We start from the raw sequence: 25303 nt of genomic DNA on the forward strand, positions 1-25303 counted from the left end.
GACAGGAAAAAGAGGTATTCCGACATATTTGATCCATTGAACTTTATGCTATAATAAACATCCTTTAGAATTATGAACAAAGCTATAGAGATAAAAAATATCTTTAAAACATATCATCACCGCAGGACAGGGGATGTTCCGGCATTGGAGGATGTCAGCCTGAACATCGAACAGGGCTCTTTTTTCGGCCTGATCGGCCCTAACGGCGCAGGGAAGTCCACACTTATCAAGATAATAACCGGCTTGAGTATTCCGAATTCAGGGACAGTTCTCGTTGGCGGGTTTGACGTGATCAAACAATATAAGAAAACCCGTCAGCTTATAGGCGTATCTTTGCAGGAGCATGCATTTGACCCATATCTGCTGGTTGAAGAGGAGTTATATATAACCGGTGGATATTTCGGCAAGCCCAAGGCTTATTTAAAGAAAAAAGTGCCGCAACTTTTGCAGCAATTAGCCCTGGAGGAAAAGAAACGGACATTTACCGACAAATTATCCGGAGGAATGAAACGCAGGCTGGCTATTGCCAAGGCGCTGATCCATGACCCCGAGATACTCATACTGGATGAGCCTACTGCAGGTCTTGATGTGCAGTTAAGGCACGAACTGTGGGAAATACTGCAGGAACTCAATAATCAGGGGAAAACCATACTGCTGACAACACATTATCTGGAAGAAGTTGAACACCTTTGCAATGAAATAGCCATAATCAACAAAGGTAAGATTATATACACTGACAAAAACAAGAAAAAAAGTTTGTCGGAAAATTCCGAACTGGAACAATTATTTATGGAGATGGTAAAAGAAGATGAGCCTGATAAGATTTAAAGCCTTAATTTACAGGGAAGTAATCAGGTTTCTTAAGGTTATTAACCAGACAATTTTGTCGCCGGCGATTTCCAGTTTTTTATATCTGGCAGTATTCGGCTTTGTGCTGGGAAGTCAGGTAAGTTCAATAGGGCCGGTTACATATATGCAGTTCATTATACCGGGCATCATGGTAATGGAAGTAATGATGGCGGCTTTTTCTAACACCTCGTCTTCACTTTTTCTTTCAAGGTACCTACATATGATTGACCATATTTTGGTAACACCGGTAACCTATACCGAACTGGTATTGGCCTACATTATAGGAAGTATATTCAGGGGTGTGCTTGTAGGTCTGCTTATATGGGGTGTGAGTTTGTTTTTTTCACCCTTCAAATTGGAGCATTTTTTTGCTTTTGCCTTTTTTATCACCACTATAAGTATAGTATTTTCAGGTGTTGGTCTGGTTGTGGCGCTTTGGAGCGAGGAATTTGAAGACCTTTCCATTGTAACAACCTACATTATTACTCCGTTTACGTTTTTAGGCGGTGTTTTTTATTCTTTAAAAATGTTACCTGCTATTATTTATAAAATAACAATTTTTAATCCTTTCTTTTATATGATTGATGCTTTTCGCTGGTCTATGATCGGATATGCCGAGGGAAACATTTTAATAAGCATAGTCCTGCTATCAGGCTTATCTGTCTTTGTAATTCTTTTTAACATATATTTATTTAAAAAAGGTTATAAACTAAAACAATGATAAACCTGACACAGACCACCCGTAATTTAACGGAGTCGGATAAGGTAACTCTGGAAAAATGGCTAGAGCAAAAGTCAAAAGGCCTGACCTACCCAATATATGCTTCTATGGATTTGCGTATATCATCGGATAAGGCAGCGGTTGTAGACACGAACCTGTTTCCATCCGGTTTTAATAATTTGTGTGAAACCATGATTAATAAGTCCGCTCAGTATTTAGCGGAATATATTAAACAATATTTTTCCGGTGTTAAAAAGGTGGCAGTTTTCTGTGAAGCGCATACGCGCAACCTTTTTTATTTTCAGAATTTAAAGGCTTTAGGACAAATAATAAATAAGGCCGGATTCGAAAGTTATTTTGTTCACCCTGAAATTGAAGGTACTATTGAAGGGATTTATTTCAGCCAGAAATACCTTAAAGAAGCAGACCTGCTTATTAATAATAATGATTTTTCCAGCGGATACCCGCAATTGCTGCAACAGTTGACAATTCCTGTTATCCCGGGAAAAGAACTGATCTGGGCCAAACGCAGAAAAAGCAGACATTTTTCCATCATCAGGAGTTTATCAGTGGAGCTTGCTGAAAAGATTAATATTGACCCCTGGTTTATTTCCGCAGAATTTGAATTTGAACAAAATATAAATCTGAAGGAAAAGGCTTCGCTGGAAAGGTTGAAACAAAAAGCAGAATTGGTACTGGAAAGGACAAGGCGGAAATACAGAGAATATCAGATAAGTACGGTGCCTACAATTTTTATTAAGGATGATGCCGGTACATACGGTATGGGCATAATGACGATTCAAAATATTGACGAGCTGGATAATTTGAACAGCAAAAAATACAATAAAATGAGCGTGGGAAAACAGCATATTATTAAAGATTTGCTTGTTCAGGAAGGGATTCCCAGTAGTCTGCAATGCAAGGGGGCTGTGGCCGAACCGGTTATTTATTGTATAGGACAACATTTTATCGGAGCCTTTTTACGAGTGAATCAATTAAAAAATGAAATGGCGAATTTGAATTCCAAGGGTATGGAGTTTTTCAGGATTTGTAATGAAGATATAGATCATCTGGAAATGCCGGATGAATGCCAGGGACAGCGAATTATTGATGATTTGGGCATGATCACTATCAGGGTAGCCTTGCTTGCGGCCGCGACGGAAAATAGTGCCGAAAAAGGTTAATAATGAAAATACTCTTTATTATTGAGAGCATTTCCAAGCATAAGAAAGATATTTATTCCGATGACTTGTTGATGGCTGAGCATCTTAAAAGAAAGCATGAGGTGCTGGTAGCGGAGCCGAAAGATGTAATCCTTCTGCATAATGAAGTTTTTGTAAGGTGCCATAGCTATCAGAAAATTAAAAAATCAGTGAAATTCAAAGAAAAAGGAATAATAATCGCTAAAACTCTGGATTTTATTTATTACCGGGCCATGCCGCCGGTTGAAAAAGATGTGCTTTTAGCTACATTAATATTGGATAAGCTGCCGGTAAAATTTTGCAATGCGCCAGAAGCAATTCGAAACCTTAACGAGAAATTAAGTATTTTTAATTTTAAAGAATTTCTTTTGCCGACACTAGTTACAGGAAACTCGCAAGATATTTTAAATTTTGCGAAGCAGTACAAATGGCCCCTAATACTTAAGCCACTGGACAGTTATCAGGGAATAGGCATATACAAAATGGAAAACAAGGAACAACTGTCGGCTATTAATCAACTTACAATCGTCCAACCATACTTGAAGTCTGTTGAAACAGAGGGTTCCAAACGTATTTTTGTTTTGAAAGGAAAAGTTGCGGGGGCCGTTACTTTTTTACCAAAACCGGGGGAGTTTATCACCAATTATCAGGGAATTTATAATCAAACCCAGGTAGCACTTAGCAAAAAAGAACAGAAAGCTTGTGAATATATCGGGGTGTTTTTGCTGCATCAAAAAGTAAATTTTGCGGCGCTGGATTTTATCGGCAACTATCTGATGGAAATAAACATAACCTGTCCAGGAGGAATACCCGAATATAACAAAGCATATGGAACAAGGCTGGAAGAAAAGATTGTAGACGAGCTGCTTGCCTGATTCTGGCAGGAACATCTTTACAAATGTTCAAATATTAGTACTATTAATAATAGCTACACGGATTAGTACAGGAAAAATTTTCAAGGAAGAATTTATTAGCTAGTTTGAACACTAAAGGGGGAAAACAATGGTAACATCTCTAAGTTCTTCCAACAATGATCTGGCTGGAATTATCTGGAAACAGTTAGCGCAAAGCGATGCTGACGGGGACGGTAAACTGAGCAAGGACGAGCTGCAGGCTGCCATGGCCGATACCGTAGCGGGAACGGAAACAGGGACAGCTTTTGACGATGTATTCACCAAAATAGATTCTGATGGTGATGGCTATATAACCAAGGATGAATTTGATGGTTTTTTACAAAGCAGCAAGCCCGACAAAGATGTAATGAGGGGACTGGTAAGTGCGGAAGTGGACAAAGCCGTAGCCAATATGCAACAGCAGCTTTGGCAGTCACTTTTGTCACAAAACAGCAGTAGCGGTGATATCGTTGCGCAAAACGGACTTTTTTCTGATTCGTTGCTGCAGGAAGCTTCTTCAAGCACAGACAGCTTATTTTCTCAACTCGATACTAATCAGGACGGTACCTTGAGCAAGGAGGATTTCAGTAATCTGGGAAGTACTTTGCTGGGGCAACTGCAAACATACAATAATGCGGCTCAGTCCGGTAGCAACTTGCTTAACTTGTTAAATACAAATACCTGACAGGTTTTTTTGGTTTAAGTTTGTAGAGTCCAACTGAAATTATTTTAAGAAAGCTTTTACCCGACTAAAATGCAAATCGAAAATAGTTTTAATTTCTTCAGGCAAATAAAGCAGAACATTATAAAAATGTTTTTCTGTTAGAGCAATTGTTTTTTTAGCAAACTCGTCAGTGGTTAAGCTGAGATCAGCCATATTCAGAATGCGATCGGCTATTTTGATATACCTGGATTCCATCGGTATAAAATCAAACATGAACTGATGAAGGTGCAAACGCTTGAAATGATTCCTCAATTTTACATATTTTTTATCTATTGCCAAAGGTATTTTTGTTACATATAACAGAATCTTACCCAGATCTTCTCCGTGCAGCCTGCAGAAACCGGAAAATTGAACGCCCGAATCTTTGGTGTCAAAAATTTCAGTGTCTTCTATAGTATCATGATAAATGGCGCCTAAAAGAAGCAGTTTTTTATCAACATTCTGAAAATTTACCATTGTTGCCAGATACCAGACAAATATTGCTACGCTTAGCGGATGATGAATATAGGGCACACCGCTTCCTTCGCGAACAGCCCCGGTGCGGGCGTGGGCAAGCTTGGCATTTGTATAAGCATTTTTCAGCTCATTTATGTCAGCAGGGGAAAAATTGGATTCGATAATAGAAAACAATTGTTTTTCCAATAAGGAAACAGGCTGACTGATAAGAATAAAAGGCAAGTCATTTAAATTAAGAGGATTCAGCCAGGCAATTATTTTATAGTTCATAGTATATTCCGCATCTAGTTAAGATTATCGTACCAGGATGGTTAAAAGTTTCAGATTTTAAAAAATTAGCTACTCAAGCGGTTTGATTACAGTTGGTGGAAAAAAGACAGTAATTTAGGGAAGATGCAAATTAATCATATTTAATCCTTTTGATATTCTGTTTGATAAGATGAGAAAAATTATAAGAAGTTTATTGTCGGTTGTTTTTTCCCTGATTATATTTACACTTCCCCTTCAGGCAAATACATTCCAATACAGCGCACGTATTAAAAGCGATGTTGGAGCTCTTCTTCCTGGAACAATAGTAGTTTTCGGTGTATATCAGGATAATGGAACCGCTCAGGGCACGTTAATTCAGGAAACAAAAGTAAGCGCCGGAGGTTACTTGCCGGCACCGATATTTGTACCTCCGGTTTCCGATGCCCTGGTTACCTTCGATATAACAATTCCCGGGAATTTTTATGTAGAAACAAAGATTATGAAAACCGGATATGTTGGCAATTACGAAATTTATGCTGTAAGTCAAAATCGTATAATAAGCATAGATGTTAGCCTTAAAACACCACCATGGAATTGCTATTTCACCGGCTGGATTGGTGATGAGGTTCATAATGGCGTGGTGGATTATTATATGAATGCAATGCCAACAGCTGATTTTTTGGCCGCGACAAACTGGCATAATACTACTCCAAAACTGTCCGACTTGGGTTCAAGGGATTTTGTTATGGGATCACCTACTTTTAACGGTTCATATAGGTCGGATGTGACCAGCGGAGACTGGACTCTATTTTATACACCATCAACAAATGGAACCTCCTGGACAGTTGTTTCAAGTGATGCGCATGTTTTTCCGGGAGCTAATTATTTTGAGTTTTGTTCGTTCGGCACAATTTATGTAGACCTGCATCCAAGCGTAAATACTTTTTATGAATATACTTCCGTGGTTGGCTTGATGACGAATACCACAATTGTATTAGATTTTTATTCATTATCACAAAACACCTTAATTAAAGAATCAATAATTACATATAATAATTACGCGGTATTTGTGTCTCAAACCGATATTACGGGAAATTATTATGTAGAAGCAAGCATAAAAACACCGGGAAGAACCGATTATTTTGCCGGCTACATAGTTACGCAGGACAAGTATATTGCCCAGACAGTTTTTAGCAATGTAGGCTCTGACACAATTACAGGAATAATAGGAGACAATATTGGTCGGCCGCTTCCCAATTACTCGGTATCCATGGTGATTACACGCAATGCGGCAGATTATACAAACTGGCAGACATCAAGACAATATGAAGTCGGCGTTTTTCCTGAGCTGACGGTTACTACAGATATAAACGGAGTATATTCAGCGAATGTACCTTATTATGATTATTTATATGTACCACCCTATGGGAATATTTTTAATCTGGAATGGACAGTTAAAAGCTCTGTTACTAAAAATTGGCTGACAGGTGTCGTGATTTCCAATAATGCTTATCCAAACCCAACAGCCGATCTCGGTTTAACGATAATGACTAACGTGGATTCTAATCCGGGCCTTACTGAATTCAGGTTTACTCTGCTTTCCGCTAGAAATCGCTGGGCGACATTAATCCCCAGCATTAATGTAATCGCGGAGACCTTTTCAGTAACCGGAAACCTTTTACACAGCTATAATTTTGTTTCCTCCACTAATGGGCAAGTCGATTTTGTTGTGAGTGAAAATACTGCCTATGGTGTACAAATATTGCTTTTTGACGCCATAACCTCAGATTTATTACAGGGACAAGCCTTATACTATGCTGTTACTGCCGACCGCTGGGCGCAGACTTCTTTGCTCCTGGCAGATGCACCCTATACGATTACCGGAACTATTATGTTGAACCAGATGCAACCTCTGCCCACAATAAATGTTTTTTCTTATCCGCTTGCTGATTTAACGGCGCTTCGTTCCTGGTTTGCGAGCCCGAGTGTAGACTTATTCACCAATGTGGCATTAGGGTCATCAGATCAAAACGGTGCATATTCCCTGCAAATAGCGGCAGGAGTATGGGCGTTTTTTATTTCCGATACAGTGGCAACCATGAACCAGTCGCCGATTACTATTAATGCTGGCGTGAATGTTCCGCCATTTGCAGGTCCGCTGAACTTTATTTTTTCCAACTCTTTTGTTTATAAAGCAACAATTACAGACCAACTAAGCGCTCCTATAAGCGGCGCAATGGTAAATTTCGGATTCTATAAATGGAGCGGCAGTTCCAGACAGCTGGTGCAGGAGCAGACCATTTATTCGGACCTGACCGGTATGGTAAGTATTACGCCGAGCATTTTAGGTACATATAACATGGAAGTGAAAGTTGCAGCTAACAATTATCTGGGCAAGATTTTGGGTTATTCCGTGAGCCAGAATAGAATAATAAATACTATTATCCCCTTAACTACTTCGACAGTTGCCATGACCGGTAATATAAATGATGACTTCAACAAACCGGTTCCGGGATATTCCGCCACAGCTCTGACAAATACTGATCTAAATGCGCTTAATAACTGGAGATCTTCAATGAACCAGCAAAGCGACCTGAGTATGCTGAGCCTGGCAACAACAGTAACCGACATTAACGGAATATATAATCTGAACGTTTTGCCTAACACCTGGTATGTTTATATCAGCCCTTCTTTAAATAGCAGTCAGACGACAATTGTCAGCTCCAGTGCTCAAATTTCCGGCACAACAGGTTTGGGACAAATTAACCTGAACCTTTACCCGACACTGAATGTAATGGTTTATCAGGGAACTATAATAAACGGAGCAAGTGCTCCGGTTCCGTCTGCCACTATTTATCTGGATATCTATAATGAAAATGGCGGCGCACCGGTATTCATCTCCGAACAAATTTTAACGACCGACAGCCTCGGCCGGTTCGCTATGACACTAAGCCCCGATAATCTTTACTCAGCTGAATTGAGAATTATTGCTTCCGGCTATGTAGGAGTTCGTCTCGGATATTCTGTAAAACAGGACCGCCTTCTGTTTCAGACAATTACCTTGAATCAGGCTACTCTTACTGTGAACAGCCAGTTACTTGATGATTTGGCTAATGGGCTTGTTAATTACGCTGTTTACGGTTATGGAGCATCGGATTTGCCCGCAATAATAGACTGGCATGTTTCGGCTAACAAACAGACCGATATGGGTATTTTTAACATGGCTTTAGCCGCTACTGATCCTAACGGCATGTATGATTTGGGTTTAATTACAGGCAACTGGAGCGTATTCTATGCTTCCAGTATCAACTCCAACCTGGTAACAATCAATCCTTTAATAAGTGTTCCCCCGGTTAATTCGTTACCAATAACAGCCGTTAATACTCATCCCGGATTAAGCGGGTTTGTTATGACATTATTCGGCTATAACGAAACAGGCACAACGTTAAACAATCTGAACGTAATAACGAAAATTTACTCCAGCAGCGGAGCTTTTATCGGACGTTATGATTATGTATCTTCCCCAAATGGTAAGGTGCAGATAATACTCGCAGCCGGTGCAGCTTATGGAGTTGAAACAATGGTCTTTGACGGGGTTAATTCTGATTTATGTGCCGGAAATGTATCGTACTTTTCTGTAACTTCCGACAGAATGTTTCAGAAGTCTGTGACACTTTCCTCAGCTCCTTATCAGATTAGCGGCTATATTATGGCCCCATTATTTAATTTTCTTTCCAATGTTAATGTTTTTGCTTATCCTACAGCCAATTTGACCACAATTCAGAATTGGTACTCGAATCCTGTTTCTGATTTTACAACAGATTTGGCAACCGCGCTTAGTGGACAGAATGGCTTGTATTCCCTACAAGTACCTACCGGTGACTGGGCGGTATTTTATTCCGATACATTAACTACAATGAATCAGGCTCCAATAACACTGACTCCTTCAGTAATAGTGCCGCCATCGGCAATGTGGATCAGTTCTCCTTCGGCTAACCTGTTTTTTGGACATACATATACCGCAACCAGCGATTACATTTTGGTTGCAGCACCTTTTGGCATAATATCATCAGACGCCAGCGGGCTAGCCTGGGTGAACTCCGGAAATACAGGGCAATATGTTAGTATTTCCCTGAACACCATTCAGCCGGGCATGGCTGTATGGGCTATAATATCATCCGACATTTCTATCAGTCCGGCTACGAGCAGCTATGTAATCGGCCCCAAAACAGTGCATTTGACCCCAGGATTCAATCTGATTGCCAATCCGCAGGTAATAACCATCGATTGGGCTAATGTGCTGGTGTCCTATAATAATCAAACCTATTCGGTAATGGCTGCGGCTACCCAGAATCTGATACAAAGCGGTCTGTGCTATTATGATGGTACAAAATACATTCTTACCGATATTGTTATTCCCTGGAAGGGTTACTGGGTAAACGCAATTCAGCCGATAGACCTGATTTTTCCGGCAACCAATACCTATGTAACACCTAATAATCCAGGAGGGCTGCTTTTAATTACTAAAGAATTGCAACTCGGTCTTAACTTTGATCAGGATAACTCCGGGAGTGATTACCTTACCCTGGCAGCGGACGACGAAACACTGGATTTCCGTAGTACTGCTTTAACCCCGGCACAGCCCAGTTCTTCATTGAGAGTTTATGGACTTAACAACAACAACCAGCTAATGGTAGACAGAGTGCCTTACGACAATAACAACATGGAATGGAATGTACAGGTAAACACTCAAAAAGCAGGTAATATAAATATAACCCTGGCTGAGCAAAAGAATACCCTTCTTACCCACTTCAATTATTTTCTGGTGGATGTTCGCAACGGCAAATCAACGACGATAAAGAATGGTGTGGCCGGAATGGCAGTATATCCGGGCTTAAATCTGATTACCATCCGGGCTGTAAACGCATCCTCAACCGGAACATTACAAAGTCTTATTAACTGGCCCAACCCATTTAACCCGATTAACCCCGGTGAAGTGAGCCATATCGATTATGTACTTACAGCAGGTTCATCAATTGAGGCTACAGTAAAAATATATTCCTTGACCGGAAAATTAATCAGAGGTTTGCACGCGTCAAATCTTTCCCTATCTGGAAGTCTCACCTGGGATGGCCGAGATGATAATGGAATGATGATGCCCAACGATATATATTTTTACATTATTAATTTGAAAGACAGCACAGGCAGCGAGATTAAAGCTAAAGGGAAGATAGTATTATGGAAAAAATAGTCAAAACATTATCAATTCTTCTTATTGCCGGCTCAACACTTTTCGGCGGCTTTTTCCTGGATAACGGTATCGGGTTGAAAGGTATGCAGATGGGTGGTGCTTATACTGCAAACCCGCAAGGCCCGGATGCTTTGTTCTGGAACGTGGCTAATCTCGCCAATAATTCGTCTAATCAGGCTTATGTTGCTTATGCGCAAAAGTTTGATGACGTAAAAGAATATCAGCTTATGTTTAATATGGCTCTTGATGAAAGAAGCGCGATTGGCGTGGCATATTTCTATTCCGGTGTGGATAATATCACCCAATGGTCTACAGCCAGTCAAAACATGGGAACTTTCAGCTTTATTAACCAGGCACTGCTGGCAGGTTATTCCTTAAAATTCAGTGAAGCGGAAAATGTAGGAATAACCGCCAAATTTTTGGGCCAGAGAGCAATAGACCAGGCAGGTTTTTTTGCGATGGACCTGGCCTATCACAGAATATTATTCGGCGATATCAGTTTCGGTCTGGTTTTACAGGATATTTATTCTACCGGCAGCGATATTCAGCCAATAGTTCGTGTTGGTCTGTCCAAGCCGTTCGGAGAAATTACCCTGGCTGGAGATTATATGTATTCTTCTATTTTTCAACGGGGTTTTTATAAGCTGGGCGTTAATTACACAGGTCTTAAGCTGGTAGATTTGAAAGCAGGCTATAGTGATTACGATAAGCTGTTTTATGCCGGCATGTCGATTAACTTCAATGGAATAAATCTGGATTACCTTTATTCCAATCCTGACCTGGGTACGGTACATCAGTTCGGTGTCGGTATTAATTTCTAGGCCTGGCCGAGAGAATTTTTATGAAAAAACTGTTTTTCCTGTTTTTGTTAATAATCTGTATTTCATTTACGGAGGTGAAAACCATGGACCTGTCCAAATTAACTCCGCTGCAATATAAAGTAACCCAGCAATGCGGCACAGAACCGGCTTTCAACAATGAGTTCTGGAATAATAAAAAACCAGGTATTTATGTGGATATTGTCAGTGGCGAAGCGCTGTTCAGTTCGCTGGACAAGTTTGATTCGGGCACAGGCTGGCCCAGCTTTTTTCGCCCCATCGAAAAAAATTCACTGGTTACAAAAGAAGATACTACTTTTGGAATGTCGCAAACGGAGGTTAAATCCAAGGTTGGTTCACATCTCGGGCATGTGTTTAATGACGCCCCGAAAAGTGAGGGCGGGCTTCGTTACTGCATAAATTCAGCATCATTGCGTTTTATCCCGCTTGCGGATATGGCAAAAGAAGGTTACTCCAGGTATTTATATTTATTTGATAAAAAACCGGAAAAGACTGTTAAAACCGAAACCGCCATTTTTGCCGGCGGCTGTTTCTGGGGCCTTGAAGATCTTTTTTCCAAACAGAAAGGCGTGGTTAAAACTACCGTCGGATACACCGGTGGCACAACCGAAAACCCGGATTATTCCCTTGTTAAAACCGGTAGTACCGGACATGCGGAATCTATAAAGATTGAGTTTGATCCCCAGGTTACTTCTTATGAAAATCTTGTGGTTTTTTTCTTTCAGATACATGACCCCACCACACTGGACAGGCAAGGCAATGACATCGGAACTCAGTACCGTTCAGAAATATTTTATATGACTGATGAGCAAAAAAAGATAGCCCAAAAAGTAATAGATCGTGTGAACAAATCCAAAGTTTGGGGCCGTCCGGTAACTACCAAATTAGAAAAATCCAAAAAGTTTTATACGGCTGAGGACTATCATCAGCAGTATCTGAAAAAGCATCCGGGTGGATATACCTGCCACTTCATTCGCGATAAAAAGTTTTAAAATTCTACAGGTTTGCAGTGGCCAGATAAGATGATCTGCCCAGGGCTGAAAACACAATGTTTTGGAATCCTGCCCGCTCCAGCATGCCGCTCAATTCCACCTCACTAATCCTTTCATGAGCCGGTGGACCAAATGCAGTGCTGCCGTCTTTATTAAACTCTATAATTGCCAGTTTGCCTTTCTTGTTCAATGCCTTTTTAATTAAAAGCAGCATCTCTTTTTTGTTATCAACTTCATGGAAAACTTTGCTTAACAAGGCAATAGAGCCTATACCATCCGGGATGCCAAGATCACTATCTGTAGTCAGAATTACCTCAAGATTATTTTTCTTAAGCACTGACTTTTTTCTGGAAAGTACATTAATCATTTCCGGCTGGCTATCAAGCGCATATACCTTACCCTTACTGCCAACCAGCTTTGCAGCAGGAAACGCATAAAAACCGCCACCTGCGCCTATATCAATAAAGGTGTCACCGGCTTTAAGCCCAATCCTGCGCAAGATTTTTAACGGAGGGTTCACGATACGCCGCAAGGGATTATTAAGGAAAACCAAATGCTTGGGATCAAACTTGTGGGTCATTTTTTCTCCTTTTAGAGTAATGGATAAGTTATCTAAAATTAAAATCAATATATAGTATATCAACAGGTTACCGCTATTTAAACCATTTGTTTTGTCTTTTTACAAAACAAAGCAATTATTTCTTGGTTTGTACGATAAATTATATGAATATGTAAACAGGGGAGAAGTATGTTTTCAAAAATTATCGCAAACAAATCCAACAAAAACTTTGATATGGTTGAGTTTATAAAGCAGATGCTATGCAGAAACAAATGGTACGTTGCTGATCTGTATTTTGAAAACGAAGCCGGAAGCCTTTGCCTAAATATTCTTACACCAAATTGCAAAATATTTGGGGACGAAAATGAAACAAGATTGATTTACAAAAATGATTTTTATAAGAAAAAAGCAAGTATTGAAATAATACAGCCCGGGAAAGCCAGCCAGCATACAATCATTCCTGTGAATATTGATTCGGAGCTGTTCAAATTTTTTTCACAAATAATCTGTGACTTCAATAAAAACAATCTGGACAATCCGCATAGCAGAAGAAATTATTATGAAAAGTGTTTAGCCAACCGTTTTCTGGGTAAAAAAGTTAATTATGAGGTAACGCAGCTGGAAGAATATTTTCCTTATATTTTAAGCACGGGATTGGCTTCGTTTGGCTTTAACTGGACAGAAAAACAGTTGCTGCAGTATATGCCGGTTATGAACTTACTGCTTCAGTTTGGCCTGGATAATCTGCCGCCGGAGTTCAAGCTTACAGCCAGGATACTGACCAAATGCGAGTTTTCTGAGGTGAGTGCTTTGGCAACCAGGATAGCAGTGATTTGTGATGGCAAGGAGGTTAGCCAAAAATTTACCGAAACCATGCTGAAACTTGCTCCTATCATGGAAGAAGCGATAATTATTGCCCTTAAAGAAAACCGGTCTTTGGGTGCACCTAAGATCCGTCTTGCCAGCGAGGTTGACGAAGAAATCAGTACAGATGACGATAATTTTTATTATAAATTTTTTGGGGATGAGAATAGTGAAATACAGCAATTTTTAAAACTGCTTATGACCCTGTTTCAAACAGATGAAAAACTAATTAAACTGCCGCCTATTTATGAAGATATTTTCTGGGCAATAAAAGGTGTGCATAAGTTAATAAATGAAACCAGTATCAAGGAACCGGAAAAGTTAAACAGACTAAACGCTCAACTGTTATCAGAAATACAACATATTGATTACCTGATGGGCTCAAAAAAGCAGATATTGGAAATAGAAGCATTGTTTATGGAAGTAAAAGCTTTATACTTAATGGGTTTGGTGGATGAAAGAAAATTTCAGCCGATACAGCAGCAAATTAAGGATAGAGCTCATATATATGACTTTCAGAGCGCAATAGAAAGACTAAAAGAGAAATTAATTGAATGCAAAAAAGATGCGCAAGATGGCAAAGTTAAAGGAAAAAGGTCAGCTGAGAACAAAGGCAGCGAGATGCCGCCACACCTGCAGGAATTGATAAATTCACTGGGAGACAAGGTTGAGGGCCTGAAAAAATTAATAAACAGTTATTTAAAGGCAACAACGCTAGAGGAACTGAAAACATATTACAGAAGGATTTTTTTAAAAATACATCCAGATAAGTGTGACCAAACCACCACTACTGATTGGGTAAATTTTTATGATGACTATACCTTTCGCAAAATGAATTTTGACAAAGCAGTCTGATTAGTCAGACAACCCGCAACTGAGTGGTTATTTATCTTTTTTACAGGTATTTACTCCGAAAGGCATATAAAAAAGACACTTGCCTAAAAGAGCTGTTACCAAAGGTATCACGCCGATAAGCCCCCACCAGGACTTAAATATAACTCCAACAAGAACTATAGCCACGCCAATTATAATTCGCACAACCCTATCAACTGGTCCTACATTACATTTCATTTTTTCCTCCTTTTAATATCGCTGTTTATATATATTTAATGATATTAACTTTAATCTTACGCTAAAGCAACAATATGTTTTAGAGAACGAAGCTGAATTATTTTGACCTTTTTCCACATACTCGCTAATAATATTTTTTGACCACATTTTTAAGATATCTTTCTAAATAAGACGATATATTATTTGAAAACAGAACCTTATTTTCCAGGTTCATATAAAAAATATAAGGTAACAGTATGCAAAAAAAAATAATAGCGGTGGTTAATAACATTGAAGGCTCGGATTATTTAAAAGAGCAAATGGAACTATTAAAATTAAAAATCAATATTTTTGCGGTCCGGGAAGCAGGCTTATTGATTTTAAAAGAATTAGACAATGCGAGACGAAATGGCAAGAATATTCTTGATATGTTATCTTCTTGTCCGGGACTCGAATTTTTACAGGCCGGGAAGCCGGTTGTAACCAAGGAGCAACCAGAATCCCTAGCCCAGGTGTCCATATATTCCTGCCTGCAGGGCCTTAATGCTAATAATATTGAAAACATTGCTGCACGTATGAATATCAACCTCAGCAAACTCGGATTTATGGACGGATCTTTCCCCGGCCCATATGAGATAGCGCAAACATTGTGTGATCTGGCATTATACTTGGTGCATAAAAACATCGGTCGTGCACACAATAAGCTGGCTGTAGCGTGGTTATCAACAGAGGACAGTATTCTCAAGAAGATTATCAGTTCATACGAGCAAGACCAGGGTTCTATTGGCGAGACATCCGAAACGTATAACGAGCTGTGTTCATTATATAGGCAATACCTTATAGAATTGCAGGAATGCCTGGAGTTTTGCGCTTATCGAGAGAACCTTGAAGACAAGGAGCCTTTAGCCCAAAGACTTATTGCCAGGTGCAGAAGATTTGAAGGATTTAGAGGTATAACCCATTTGGCGGTCACAGATATAATTCGTGAAAACATGGAATTTATAAACAAAACTCTCCGACATCAGTCTGAGCAATATATAGCGCCGAAAGTGCCCAGAGTGGATTTAATCAACTCCATTAATTATGCTTATGATTGGTTAAATAACAGATGGCTCCCTGTAGATAAAGACACTATGGAAGCTGTTTTATTAATCGGGAGCAATGATAAATACGGTGAAAGCAAATATCAGAGGCTGGCTATGTATAAAGCATCTTTGGAGGAAGGTTTTCGCAGGGGCGATATGGACGTAGACGTTAGCATAAGGCTGGGAAAGACTTATGGAGAAGATGCTGTGGTTATCAGGGCCTCTATGGATGAATATCTTACGAAATTTATACCTGGCAAGACGGGTGAACTGAATATGGATTTGCGCTATGAAGGTACAGAAAATTATGTGCCAGGCACAACGACCTCTCCTGAATACAAGGGCTTTAAACCAGACAAAACCGTTTTTTACGCCGACAAGGAAGCGCTGTACGTTTCAGGAGATAGAATAAATGCCAGGGTTATCAAAAAGGAGTTAGGCTTTTTAAGAGCATCCGGGTTTGTGGAAGAAAAACAGATAAGATTGAATAATAAATTGTATTATAAATTTAAAATATTGAATACTCACATTAGCCCAAAACCGATAATTATCAAAGGAAAAGAATGGAGTGCTGTGGGCTTGCATAACGAGCTGCATAGCATTCTGGGTAAAATATATAATAGTATTAATAGTTAGAGCTGGCCGGGATTTTTGAAATATTGCCAAAAGCACAAAACATTGAATTTGTTGATAAGATCTATATAAACATGTTCTCAGGGCCCTTGATTTAATTTGGTTGCGGGGGTAGGACTTGAACCTACGACCTTCGGGTTATGAGAACTAGAAAACATGATTACTGTAAGCCTTGCAATGATTGACAGATGGGTTGTTTATGCTGATTATGTGGAAAATGTATTTTCTTCCAGAATTTCTACCTTTTCTATTATTTGTATATTCCTCACTAAATATTATTAATTGTGTGTATGGTTAGTGTATAGAGTTCTATTGGGAATATGTAATCGTTTCTTTATTTATTATAACGCAGTATGATTATTAATAGATTTAACTATCCGGAGGTGTAATTAATGCATATTCAATTAAAAGGTAAAGATAGTGGATTGTTAAAGGAAGTTAAACTTGGGTTTTCTTGGACAACTTTCTTTTTTGGATTTTTACCGGCATTATTCCGTGGTGATTTAAAGTGGGCTATTATTATGCTTCTTCTTGCACTTTGTACTTTTTATATCACATGGTTAATGTTTCCATTTATCTATAACAAATTGTATATAAAGGAACTCCTTGAAAAAGGATACGTCCCAGCTAATGAACAAAGCAAAACAATGCTAATTAATAAAGGAATAATTTCAAGCTAGGTAAGGAATTGATCTATGAAAAGTAAATTCTTTATTACATTATTAGGTCTTTTGTGTTTTTCTGTAATCCTTGCTGAAGAGATTGAAAATTCTAATATTTACTTCTTACAAGGAAATGACAAGTCCTTACGCTCAGATTACACAGGAGCGATAGAAGACTATACGGTAGCGATCGAGCTGAATCCTGAAAACGAAGAGGCTTATACTGCTCGGGGGTCGTGTAAATCAATACAAAAGGGCTATATTGAAGCCATTCAAGACTTTACTAAAGCAATACAGATTAATTCAAAAAAAGAAGAATATTATTATTATCGAGGGAAAGCAAAGTTTAGTCTAAAAGACTACCTGGAAGCTATAAAAGATTTTAGCAAAGCAATCGAACTTAATCCTGGATATGCAGATGCTTATTGCAATAGAGGATCTGCTAAATACAATGTAAAAGAAGATGTTGCAGCCATAAAAGATTACAGCAAAGCAATCGAACTTAATCCTAAATATTCAGAAGCCTTTTATTATCGAGGGAAAGCAAAGTTAAAACCAAAAGCCTACTCAGCGGCCATAAAAGATTTCAGCAAAGCAATTGAACTTAATCCTAGATATGCGCTAGCTTATTACGCTAGAGGATCTGCTAAAATAATGCTCAACGATAAACAAGGGGCATTAGAGGATTTAAGTATTGCAGGAGAACTTGGTTATATCGAAGCTTACATAGCCATAAGAAGTATACAAAATTTCTGATAAATCACAATAAACATATAAAAATTTATAGTATTAGTCTTTTAGAGTATTAGGTTTTATTCACCAGTTTCATTATTTTGATAAATAACTATTATATCGATAATTTAGACTTATTATAATCTTTACTTTTTCTTTTTTTCTATTCATTATTTTATTATAAAAGAAAAGTGATTGTTATCTATATTATATGAATTATAGGCTAATTACTATAAGGCTTAAAGAACAATATCGATTTATTAATAATCGATATTAAAAACAAATCATTAAATAATCAGAGATAATTAAAAAAAGAAAGTAACAGGGAGTAAATATGATAAACGAGAAAATTAAGGATAAAAAACAAATACCCGTATTATTTGTCATGCGAACCAATAAAAATGGTAATTTAACGAAAAATTCTACCAATGAAGACTTTAGAGAGGTTGCATTAACGCCTATTGATATTTATAGCTCCTACATAGACATCGGAATGTCTAAAAGAAATGATATGAAATATAAAGAAGCTCTTAAGGCTTTCTCTGCAGCGATTGATATTGATGATTCTCAAGCATCTGCATACTTTAATCGGGCAATAGTAAAAGAAGAATTGAAGGATTATGAGGGTGCATTGAATGATTACGATCAAGTTATTTATTTAGACAATCATTACACAGAAGCATATATATATCGGGGAGAGTTAAAAGCCATATTGAAAGATGATATGGGATCAATTAGAGACTTTTTATTAGCAATATATTACAAAATTAAATGATTTTTTTACACTATTTATAAGGGATATATGTTAAATCAGCAAAAAGACACTTCTAAGACCAGACAAAACACTGTTCTAGTACCTTCTAACCCCATGCAAAACACTTCTAATACCATGCTTTTTGTTCTAAGACGCTCTACCCTATGATTTTGAGAAACCCGCAGAATGTGTGAGACTTGATATAATAAATCCGGTATTGATGACACGCATACAACTTTCAATCCCATTATCTATTTTTTCTAAAGAACTCTTGATAGCTTTTGGATCATTTTTCCAGCAGGAAATATCTACCTTGAAACCAATATTTATTCCAAAATGAAAACAAATACAGTAATGTACAAAAGTAATTTCTAATAATTTTTTTTGATTGACAAGTCTACATTGACGATTTATTGAAATTTTGGCAAGTTTATATAGCAAATCAATTGTTTCAAGAGATAAAAAAGCAGCGAACCCGATTTTTGGAAAGTGATTATTGAAGCAAAAAGCTTCTTTATCTGTTTTTATATTAGACAGATTTTCAGCACAAAAGGGCATATTGCCATAAAGTCTAATATAATCCCAAATGATACAAACAATACTCTTAGTATTGATTTTGCTGGCCTTAGCCATCAACAATAATTTAAATTCTTCATGTTTTATTAGTTTTAGTCTATCCCTCAAGAGTATTGAAGTTTTTCTAGTCATAAATTTCTTCCTTTTAAACATTTCTAAATTAAAGAATAAAAAAGACCTTTTTGGATTTAATCAACACAGACGCAGAAATGATTAAACTAAATTCTGTAATGTATAAAAGTTATTTATTTATAGCATCTATTAAATGGAAGTGATGAAAATGAAATTAAAAAATAAAAAATTTGATTTCCAAGAATATACTGAAGCATTTATAGATTCCTCTGACAACGACGATCTTGAAAGTTATATATCTCAAGACTTTGAAGAGTCCGTTAAGATTGAACAGGAATTGTTGCCAGAACTATGTGAAGAGGACCTTCGTAAAGTCATAAAATATATGAAAAGGAATGCGAAAAATGTCATCAACAATAAAAGATAAATTATCTGTAAAAGTTGTAGGTTATTGTAGGGTCAGCACAGAGAACCAAAGAGAAGAGGGCACTATCCAAATTCAAGAAAAGGCTCTTATCGACTACTGCCGAGAGAACAGACTCGAGCTTATGGCTCTTTTTAAAGATAATGGTGTCAGCGGTGGACTGGAAAACCGTCCAGCCCTTTCAGAACTCTTTGATTATCTGGAAAATAATTCCGATATTGAAAGCGTAGTTATCTTTAAATTAGATCGATTAGCCAGAGATTTATACATCCAAGAACATCTTATCAAAAAATTGGAGTTGTTGGATAAGAAGCTTATCAGTATTAAAGAGCCAAACCTTGATAGCAAAGACCCAATGAGAAAAGCTTTCCGTCAATTTATGGGTATCGTTTCAGAGCTTGAAAAAGCCTTTATTACAATGAGGTTAAGTGGGGGACGAATTAATAAAGCCAAGAAAGGTGGTTATGCTGGTGGAGGCCCAGCATTTGGCTATTTGGCAAAAAACAAAGACTTAAAGGTTAATGATGGACAAACTGAAATCGTTAAACAAATCTTTAAAATTAGACGATATAAGAAATTAAGTTTTGCTAAGATTGCAAGATATCTCAATAACCTTGGAGTAAAAACTGTTAAAGGCGGAAAATGGTACGCCAGTACAGTGAAGTATATAGTAGGGAATCCTATTTATAAAGGAAAGCTAAGATATAAAGACCAGTTAAATAAACGTAAGGACCTAGGGATAGTCTGAATGAAAACATCTGGTTTTCTAAATTTATTTATTAGACTCGTTTAATATTCGCTTAATAAGATCATCTGCATTAATACCAAGGCCTTTAGCAAGGCTGATAAAGGAACATAAAGATGGATTAAGTTTATCTGTTTCAAAACGTTGGATGTGTCGCCAATGCAAGCCTGATTTAATTGCCAATGATTCTTGTGTAAGACCTTGCTTCTTGCGTTCATCACGAACTACTTTAGCTGCTGCTTTTAATATCGATTTATCAGGTGCGAAGTGGATATCTGCTCGAGCCATACCTACATTTTATAGGGTAGCTTCGTTTACTTTTACGACGACGTTGTCGTATTATATGGATGTACACTTAATTAAAGGAGTGAACAATGAGAATAATAAATAGAATATGCACTACAATCTTTCGTTATATAATGGTGTGTTTGATCCTAGTACCAATAACCGTCTTTGCAACGCAGGGATTAGACTCTATTAGGGTTGGGATGAGCGGAGATCAGGTTAAACAAATACTGTCTGAGCAAAATGTAACCTATGAATTCATGTATATTAAGAGTAGTTTCTATATGATTTTATACGAATCAACTTGGAAAGGTTATATGGCCGCGACAACTGTTTCAGTAAAATATGATATTGTGGATCATATTACATATGACTTTGCCCCATTTAAAATAATGGCAAGTGCTCAGAGTGATTTAAAAATGAAGTTATTTAATGCTGTTGGTGTCGGTTCTAATGAACCGATCGAGACCACAGATGGGTGGATTAAAAGCAATCCAAAAAGAGGGGTAACAATTTCTTATAAAAAAGCATCTGAAATGCAAATAATCTATGGGAAATAGTACCGGAGTTATAATAAAACTATCTATACTAAGCCTCTTAATTTCTTTTGGATTTAGCTTTTATAGCCCCAAACTTAAAGGTGTAAAAACCAGAGCTGAATATGTTAAGGTTTTAAATTTACAACATATTGAATATGATGAATCTCCCTTTATAGAGAATGATGAGGATAGGGATCGTTATCGTTATTATCGAAATGTTCAATTTGAGGGTTATCCCGCACGGCAGGTAGTTTCTTTTTATAAAGATGATACGATAGATTCTGAAATGTATTCCTTTAAGTCTTGGGTTGTTGATGTAGACCAAATAGCTTTTTCTTCAGCCATATTCAATGTGTTTGCCAAAATGGATGCTCCTAAGCCCTTACAATTAAACGACAGTTTCAAGTTCGGCGACATAGGAGAAATTACTGTTTTTGAACCAGAATATATGGGCTATAAGGTGGCTGTTGTTTTCTTCAAATAATAGGAACTATGACATTGCATTAATTCTTATGATGATCGCTTTTATAACAAATATAAATTAGCCTAGTAATCTCAAGGAATATAACATATATGCGTACAAAGAACCTGTATTCTTTGTATGATAAGACCTAAAATTTTCATTTATTGTTAAGAGATTCCTTTTTCTTTTTTTTACGATATTCTCTCATGTACTCACGAAAATACTTTTTTTTATTTACTCCTAACGATTTGGGAATAGCAATAGTTAATCTATGATACGCATTATTTTTTCTATCAGCTAGCCCTCCAATTTTGTAATAACTATATTCTTTATAATGTGAAACCCTTAAATTTTCACAGCTTCCTATATATGCCCCATACACCAACCTATGAACTAGATACTTTTTACGCACTCCCAATTTAGACAAGGAAACAACTTCATATCCTTTTGAAGTAATGCTAAGTTTAAGCCATTTCTGAGATTTAACAGAGAAAATTCTTCCTCTATTCGAGATAATATAGAGCTTTTCATATCCTTTAACATATTTTGGTCTTTCGTCCCAGGGAATAACCGACCCTCGAAGGTTGGAAACATAGTTCATACGTGTATTATACAGCAGTATTTGTGGTGTACACAATTTAACACCATCTATGGCTTTGTTTAAAAAGAGTAAAAATAAGTATACCACCATTATTGGATACATCTCTTTATAAACCGCATACTAGTTGGATGCATTGATGAAAAATAAAATAAGTTTTTAAAACATTATTAGTAAACTTTTGAAAGGAAAATATAAAAACTAAAAAAATAAAGGAGTAAAAAATGATAGCTAAAGGTAACACACTAAGAAATGACAACAACAACGAAGCAATAATTAGAAAACTAACTAAATTAAATCGTAGAGCCCCAGTAATTGTCTATAGACTGTCTGCTTTGGGGGCAAAACAATGAGAAAGATTTATAAACCAACTTACTCGAGGTACTACGAAAAAGAGATTATAAAAAAGCACAAAAAGCTGAACAGAAAGAATCCAGTGAGAGCCTATACCCTATATAAATTGGAGGGAAAGCGCTATGTGTAAAGGCGTAAAAAAACGCAGAAGAGCCAGGAGGGAAAAGCGACAACGAATGGGCAAAGCACAGGCAAGTTGGCTTAAGGCGTTGACTAGAATGCACAATAAGTTAAAGGCTGAAGAGCTTAATAAAAAAATTAAATAAAAAAGGGGATATACATGTTTAGACCAAATAACAATAATAATTATTATGCGATGTTTGAGGATCAGACTCTTATTGCCGATTTAAAAAAAAATGGAAAAATCACAGAATTTGGTCATGCACCAAAACCTATAAATCCTATTCTTGCTAAAACAGCAAATGAGGAGGGTTATGGAATTTTTTTTCCAATTCAAGAAACGCTACCAAATAGAAGAGCTTTAAAAGATATTACGGCAATTCGTTGTTGGGCAATAGACCTTGATAATGGCTCGAAAAATGAGTTGACAGAATTAATATATAAATCACCACTTAAACCAAGCTTAATTGTCGAAACCAAGAATGGTTTCCATGTATATTTCTATGCTAACGAGAAAATAGTAATAAACAATGAAAATCGAGAGGAAATGATTAAGCGATACAGGGAAATCGTTGAAAAACGTCTTGTTCCCTTTTTTCGCTTGAAGGATGAGAAAGGAAATCTCATATATCAAAAGGATCAAAAAGGAAATAAAAAAGAAGTTGGCGCTGATGGCAATGCTAAGGATTTATCAAGGATGCTTCGAGTCCCTGGATATTATCATTGTAAAGATAACAATAACCGTTTCTTGGTTAAAGTCGTCGCGGAGAATGGGGCTAGTTATAGTGAACAACAAATGCTTGAGTCTTTTCCTGTTAATGAAACAAAACCTGAAAACCCACAAGAGAAATCAAAAAACTTAAAAGAGCCTACAACTCCATCATTATATCAACTTTCAAAATTTGATAGCAAAAAGGGTCTTGAGCTTCTTTCGGGAACTGAGGCTGTAGGCTTCGAAGAATATTCTTTTAAGCCAAATAGCAATGGGACCTTACAAATTTTTGTAAATGGAAACAGCTCAAGTTGTTGGATAACAAAAGAAGGATTTATTGGAAGCCACGATAAAGGTGGACCGACTCTTGTTCAGTGGCTGAAGTATTTTGGCCATGATTCCAAGAAAATCTGTGAAATTACCAAACATGTTTTTGGATTTGATAATAACTTGAGTGAACAAAACATTGCAAATCTATTAACTATCGATGATTCAATAATTTATGATTCTCATGGATTTTATATGTACCTTAAAGATAAAGGAGTTTGGGAAAGTATTTCTAATGAGTATATAGGTAAACGAATTATTGTTTTGTTAAATAAATTTGCTTTCTCACCAAAAAACAGAGATTTAGATAATACCATCAATTTTATGAAAAAGTATTTTCTACCTTCAACATCGAAGGGTAAAAAAAGTGTTTTAAATCAAAACAAAGATATTTTTGTTTTAAAAAATACCATATTGAATCTCAAGATACTAGTTCCCCAACCTTTTAACAAGGAGCTATATTCGACGATACAAGTAGACTACACATATAATCCAAAGGCGCAATGCCATCGCTGGGAAAAGTTTATTTCAGAAGTTCTTCCCGACCCAAAGTTACAATTATTAATTCAGGAAATTGCCGGCTACTGTTTAACAGCTGAGACAAAACATCACAAAGCGTTTTTTCTGGTTGGAGATGGACGAAATGGAAAGTCTGTTTTTTTAAATATTTTAATAAAAATGGTCGGCAAACAAAATTGCTCACATGTCGACTATAGTAAATTGGAGGATAATTTTGGTTTGGCTACTATGGTGAATAAGTTGTTAAATGTGAGCAGTGAGATCAGTGGATTATTCAAGAAAGAAACAGAGAATTATAAAAAAATTGTTGGTGGCGACCCTGTTGAGATAAACGAGAAACACAAACCGCAGTATGAAACAACGCTTTTTTGTAAGCTAGTATATGCTGCCAACAGCCTTCCAGCTTCGGCGGATCGAACATATGGTTTTTTCTCCAAATTCTTAATAATTCCTTTTGAACAGAGGTTTACCGAGAAACTTGGAAATCAGGATAAGGATTTATCCTTAAAACTCGAGGAAGAACTGTCAGGAATATTTAATTGGGCTCTTACAGGGTTACAAAGGTTAAATAACCAGAATTTTTTTACGGAATCAGAAAAATCAGAAAATGTCCGTCATGAATATGAGAAGGACTCAAATAATTTCTTGATTTTTTTTGAAGATACCTTTGAAGCGTCTGAAACCGGCAATATAAACGCTGGTATCCTTTACAAATTGTATAAAGAATATTGTGAAGAAAATACATATAAACCATTCTCAAAAAGAACAGTTGGCATTGAATTAAGCAAATTTCCTTTCTTTTCTAAGAGTAAGATAAATAATGAACTCTTCTATTTTGGGTTTACAACTATTAAAGGAGAGAAACTTAATGACTAATCTACAACCGTATCTTACAGCGAAGGACGTCTCAAGAGTCCTTCGTATCGGACTCTCAACGGTTTATGCCTATGTTTGCAATGGTGCGCTAAATGCTGTTGAGCTTCCTCACACACGAGATTCTGTAGCTAAAAAGCGCAACAAAAAGTCAATTAGATTTAAAGTTGAGGATATCCAG

General features: G+C 37.1%; 24 protein-coding genes. 18 read left to right on the forward strand and 6 right to left on the reverse strand.

Annotated elements, in window-relative coordinates:
* Positions 1 to 72 precede the first annotated feature (72 nt).
* The 5 genes from PHV30_01460 (at position 73) to PHV30_01480 (ending at position 4350) form a co-directional block, all read left to right on the forward strand.
* On the forward strand, positions 73 to 828 hold the full coding sequence (locus PHV30_01460) for an ABC transporter ATP-binding protein (GenBank protein MDD5455680.1): 756 nt from the start codon (positions 73 to 75) through the stop codon (positions 826 to 828).
* A complete protein-coding gene (locus PHV30_01465; protein ID MDD5455681.1) occupies positions 809 to 1570 on the forward strand; it encodes an ABC transporter permease in 762 nt (253 codons plus the stop codon). The genes PHV30_01460 and PHV30_01465 overlap by 20 nt, the downstream gene beginning before the upstream one ends.
* Positions 1567 to 2754, forward strand: coding sequence for a glutamate--cysteine ligase (gene gshA, locus PHV30_01470; GenBank protein MDD5455682.1), 1188 nt, complete (start codon positions 1567 to 1569; stop codon positions 2752 to 2754). The genes PHV30_01465 and gshA overlap by 4 nt, the downstream gene beginning before the upstream one ends.
* A 2-nt stretch (positions 2755 to 2756) precedes the next feature.
* Positions 2757 to 3647 (forward strand): hypothetical protein, encoded by an 891-nt coding sequence (locus PHV30_01475; protein ID MDD5455683.1) that lies wholly within the window; start codon positions 2757 to 2759, stop codon positions 3645 to 3647.
* A gap of 127 nt (positions 3648 to 3774) precedes the next feature.
* Positions 3775 to 4350: an EF-hand domain-containing protein gene (locus PHV30_01480; GenBank protein ID MDD5455684.1), complete on the forward strand. Its 576-nt coding sequence runs from the start codon at positions 3775 to 3777 to the stop codon at positions 4348 to 4350.
* A gap of 39 nt (positions 4351 to 4389) precedes the next feature.
* Here PHV30_01480 and PHV30_01485 read toward each other — a convergent pair whose 3' ends face one another.
* Positions 4390 to 5115, reverse strand: a complete 726-nt coding sequence (locus tag PHV30_01485) for an HD domain-containing protein (protein ID MDD5455685.1) — start codon at positions 5113 to 5115, stop codon at positions 4390 to 4392.
* A gap of 169 nt (positions 5116 to 5284) precedes the next feature.
* Here PHV30_01485 and PHV30_01490 point away from each other — a divergent pair, with 169 nt between their 5' ends.
* Genes PHV30_01490 through PHV30_01500 form a run of 3 tightly spaced genes read left to right on the forward strand, consistent with a single transcriptional unit; the run spans position 5285 to position 12176 of the window.
* Complete coding sequence (locus tag PHV30_01490) at positions 5285 to 10345, forward strand: hypothetical protein (GenBank protein ID MDD5455686.1); 5061 nt, start codon at positions 5285 to 5287, stop codon at positions 10343 to 10345.
* The gene (locus PHV30_01495) at positions 10333 to 11166 is read left to right on the forward strand and encodes a hypothetical protein (GenBank protein ID MDD5455687.1); all 834 of its coding nucleotides are present in this window, start codon (positions 10333 to 10335) and stop codon (positions 11164 to 11166) included. The genes PHV30_01490 and PHV30_01495 overlap by 13 nt, the downstream gene beginning before the upstream one ends.
* Before the next feature lie 20 nt (positions 11167 to 11186).
* Entirely contained in the window at positions 11187 to 12176 is a 990-nt protein-coding gene (locus tag PHV30_01500) for a bifunctional methionine sulfoxide reductase B/A protein (protein ID MDD5455688.1), read from the forward strand.
* Positions 12177 to 12180: 4 nt separating this feature from the next.
* On the opposite strand, the gene PHV30_01505 is transcribed toward PHV30_01500, so the two are convergent.
* Positions 12181 to 12756 carry a methyltransferase domain-containing protein gene (locus PHV30_01505; protein ID MDD5455689.1) on the reverse strand — a complete coding sequence of 192 codons (576 nt, stop codon included), beginning with the start codon at positions 12754 to 12756 and terminating at the stop codon, positions 12181 to 12183.
* Positions 12757 to 12924: 168 nt separating this feature from the next.
* On the opposite strand from PHV30_01505, the gene PHV30_01510 reads away from it, so the two are divergent.
* Positions 12925 to 14454 carry a hypothetical protein gene (locus PHV30_01510; protein ID MDD5455690.1) on the forward strand — a complete coding sequence of 510 codons (1530 nt, stop codon included), beginning with the start codon at positions 12925 to 12927 and terminating at the stop codon, positions 14452 to 14454.
* Between the two features lie 27 nt (positions 14455 to 14481).
* Here PHV30_01510 and PHV30_01515 read toward each other — a convergent pair whose 3' ends face one another.
* Positions 14482 to 14670, reverse strand: coding sequence for a DUF2892 domain-containing protein (locus PHV30_01515; protein MDD5455691.1), 189 nt, complete (start codon positions 14668 to 14670; stop codon positions 14482 to 14484).
* A gap of 236 nt (positions 14671 to 14906) precedes the next feature.
* Between PHV30_01515 and PHV30_01520 the strand changes: the two genes are divergently transcribed.
* From PHV30_01520 to PHV30_01535, 4 genes are all read left to right on the forward strand, one after another.
* On the forward strand, positions 14907 to 16370 hold the full coding sequence (locus tag PHV30_01520; GenBank protein MDD5455692.1) for a hypothetical protein: 1464 nt from the start codon (positions 14907 to 14909) through the stop codon (positions 16368 to 16370).
* Positions 16371 to 16759: 389 nt separating this feature from the next.
* On the forward strand, positions 16760 to 17047 hold the full coding sequence (locus PHV30_01525) for a DUF2628 domain-containing protein (protein ID MDD5455693.1): 288 nt from the start codon (positions 16760 to 16762) through the stop codon (positions 17045 to 17047).
* 15 nt (positions 17048 to 17062) lie between these two features.
* Positions 17063 to 17785, forward strand: a complete 723-nt coding sequence (locus tag PHV30_01530; protein ID MDD5455694.1) for a tetratricopeptide repeat protein — start codon at positions 17063 to 17065, stop codon at positions 17783 to 17785.
* Between the two features lie 310 nt (positions 17786 to 18095).
* Positions 18096 to 18536, forward strand: coding sequence for a hypothetical protein (locus PHV30_01535; protein ID MDD5455695.1), 441 nt, complete (start codon positions 18096 to 18098; stop codon positions 18534 to 18536).
* 141 nt (positions 18537 to 18677) lie between these two features.
* Here PHV30_01535 and PHV30_01540 read toward each other — a convergent pair whose 3' ends face one another.
* A complete protein-coding gene (locus PHV30_01540; protein MDD5455696.1) occupies positions 18678 to 19223 on the reverse strand; it encodes a hypothetical protein in 546 nt (181 codons plus the stop codon).
* A gap of 148 nt (positions 19224 to 19371) precedes the next feature.
* Between PHV30_01540 and PHV30_01545 the strand changes: the two genes are divergently transcribed.
* Together PHV30_01545 and PHV30_01550 are read left to right on the forward strand one after the other, a co-directional pair.
* A complete protein-coding gene (locus PHV30_01545) occupies positions 19372 to 19590 on the forward strand; it encodes a hypothetical protein (GenBank protein ID MDD5455697.1) in 219 nt (72 codons plus the stop codon).
* On the forward strand, positions 19568 to 20335 hold the full coding sequence (locus PHV30_01550; protein ID MDD5455698.1) for a recombinase family protein: 768 nt from the start codon (positions 19568 to 19570) through the stop codon (positions 20333 to 20335). The genes PHV30_01545 and PHV30_01550 overlap by 23 nt, the downstream gene beginning before the upstream one ends.
* Positions 20336 to 20359: 24 nt before the next feature.
* On the opposite strand, the gene PHV30_01555 is transcribed toward PHV30_01550, so the two are convergent.
* On the reverse strand, positions 20360 to 20620 hold the full coding sequence (locus PHV30_01555) for a helix-turn-helix transcriptional regulator (GenBank protein ID MDD5455699.1): 261 nt from the start codon (positions 20618 to 20620) through the stop codon (positions 20360 to 20362).
* A gap of 200 nt (positions 20621 to 20820) precedes the next feature.
* On the opposite strand from PHV30_01555, the gene PHV30_01560 reads away from it, so the two are divergent.
* Together PHV30_01560 and PHV30_01565 are read left to right on the forward strand one after the other, a co-directional pair.
* Positions 20821 to 21177 carry a hypothetical protein gene (locus tag PHV30_01560; protein ID MDD5455700.1) on the forward strand — a complete coding sequence of 119 codons (357 nt, stop codon included), beginning with the start codon at positions 20821 to 20823 and terminating at the stop codon, positions 21175 to 21177.
* Positions 21167 to 21640: a hypothetical protein gene (locus tag PHV30_01565; protein MDD5455701.1), complete on the forward strand. Its 474-nt coding sequence runs from the start codon at positions 21167 to 21169 to the stop codon at positions 21638 to 21640. Before PHV30_01560 ends, PHV30_01565 begins: the two co-directional genes overlap by 11 nt.
* A 136-nt stretch (positions 21641 to 21776) precedes the next feature.
* On the opposite strand, the gene PHV30_01570 is transcribed toward PHV30_01565, so the two are convergent.
* Positions 21777 to 22220: an NUMOD4 domain-containing protein gene (locus PHV30_01570; GenBank protein MDD5455702.1), complete on the reverse strand. Its 444-nt coding sequence runs from the start codon at positions 22218 to 22220 to the stop codon at positions 21777 to 21779.
* A gap of 631 nt (positions 22221 to 22851) precedes the next feature.
* On the opposite strand from PHV30_01570, the gene PHV30_01575 reads away from it, so the two are divergent.
* Positions 22852 to 25125, forward strand: a complete 2274-nt coding sequence (locus tag PHV30_01575) for a phage/plasmid primase, P4 family (GenBank protein ID MDD5455703.1) — start codon at positions 22852 to 22854, stop codon at positions 25123 to 25125.
* Positions 25126 to 25303 lie beyond the last annotated feature (178 nt).

The sequence above is a fragment of the Candidatus Margulisiibacteriota bacterium genome (genome assembly GCA_028715625.1).
In the GTDB taxonomy this organism is placed as follows: domain Bacteria; phylum Margulisbacteria; class Riflemargulisbacteria; order GWF2-35-9; family GWF2-35-9; genus JAQURL01.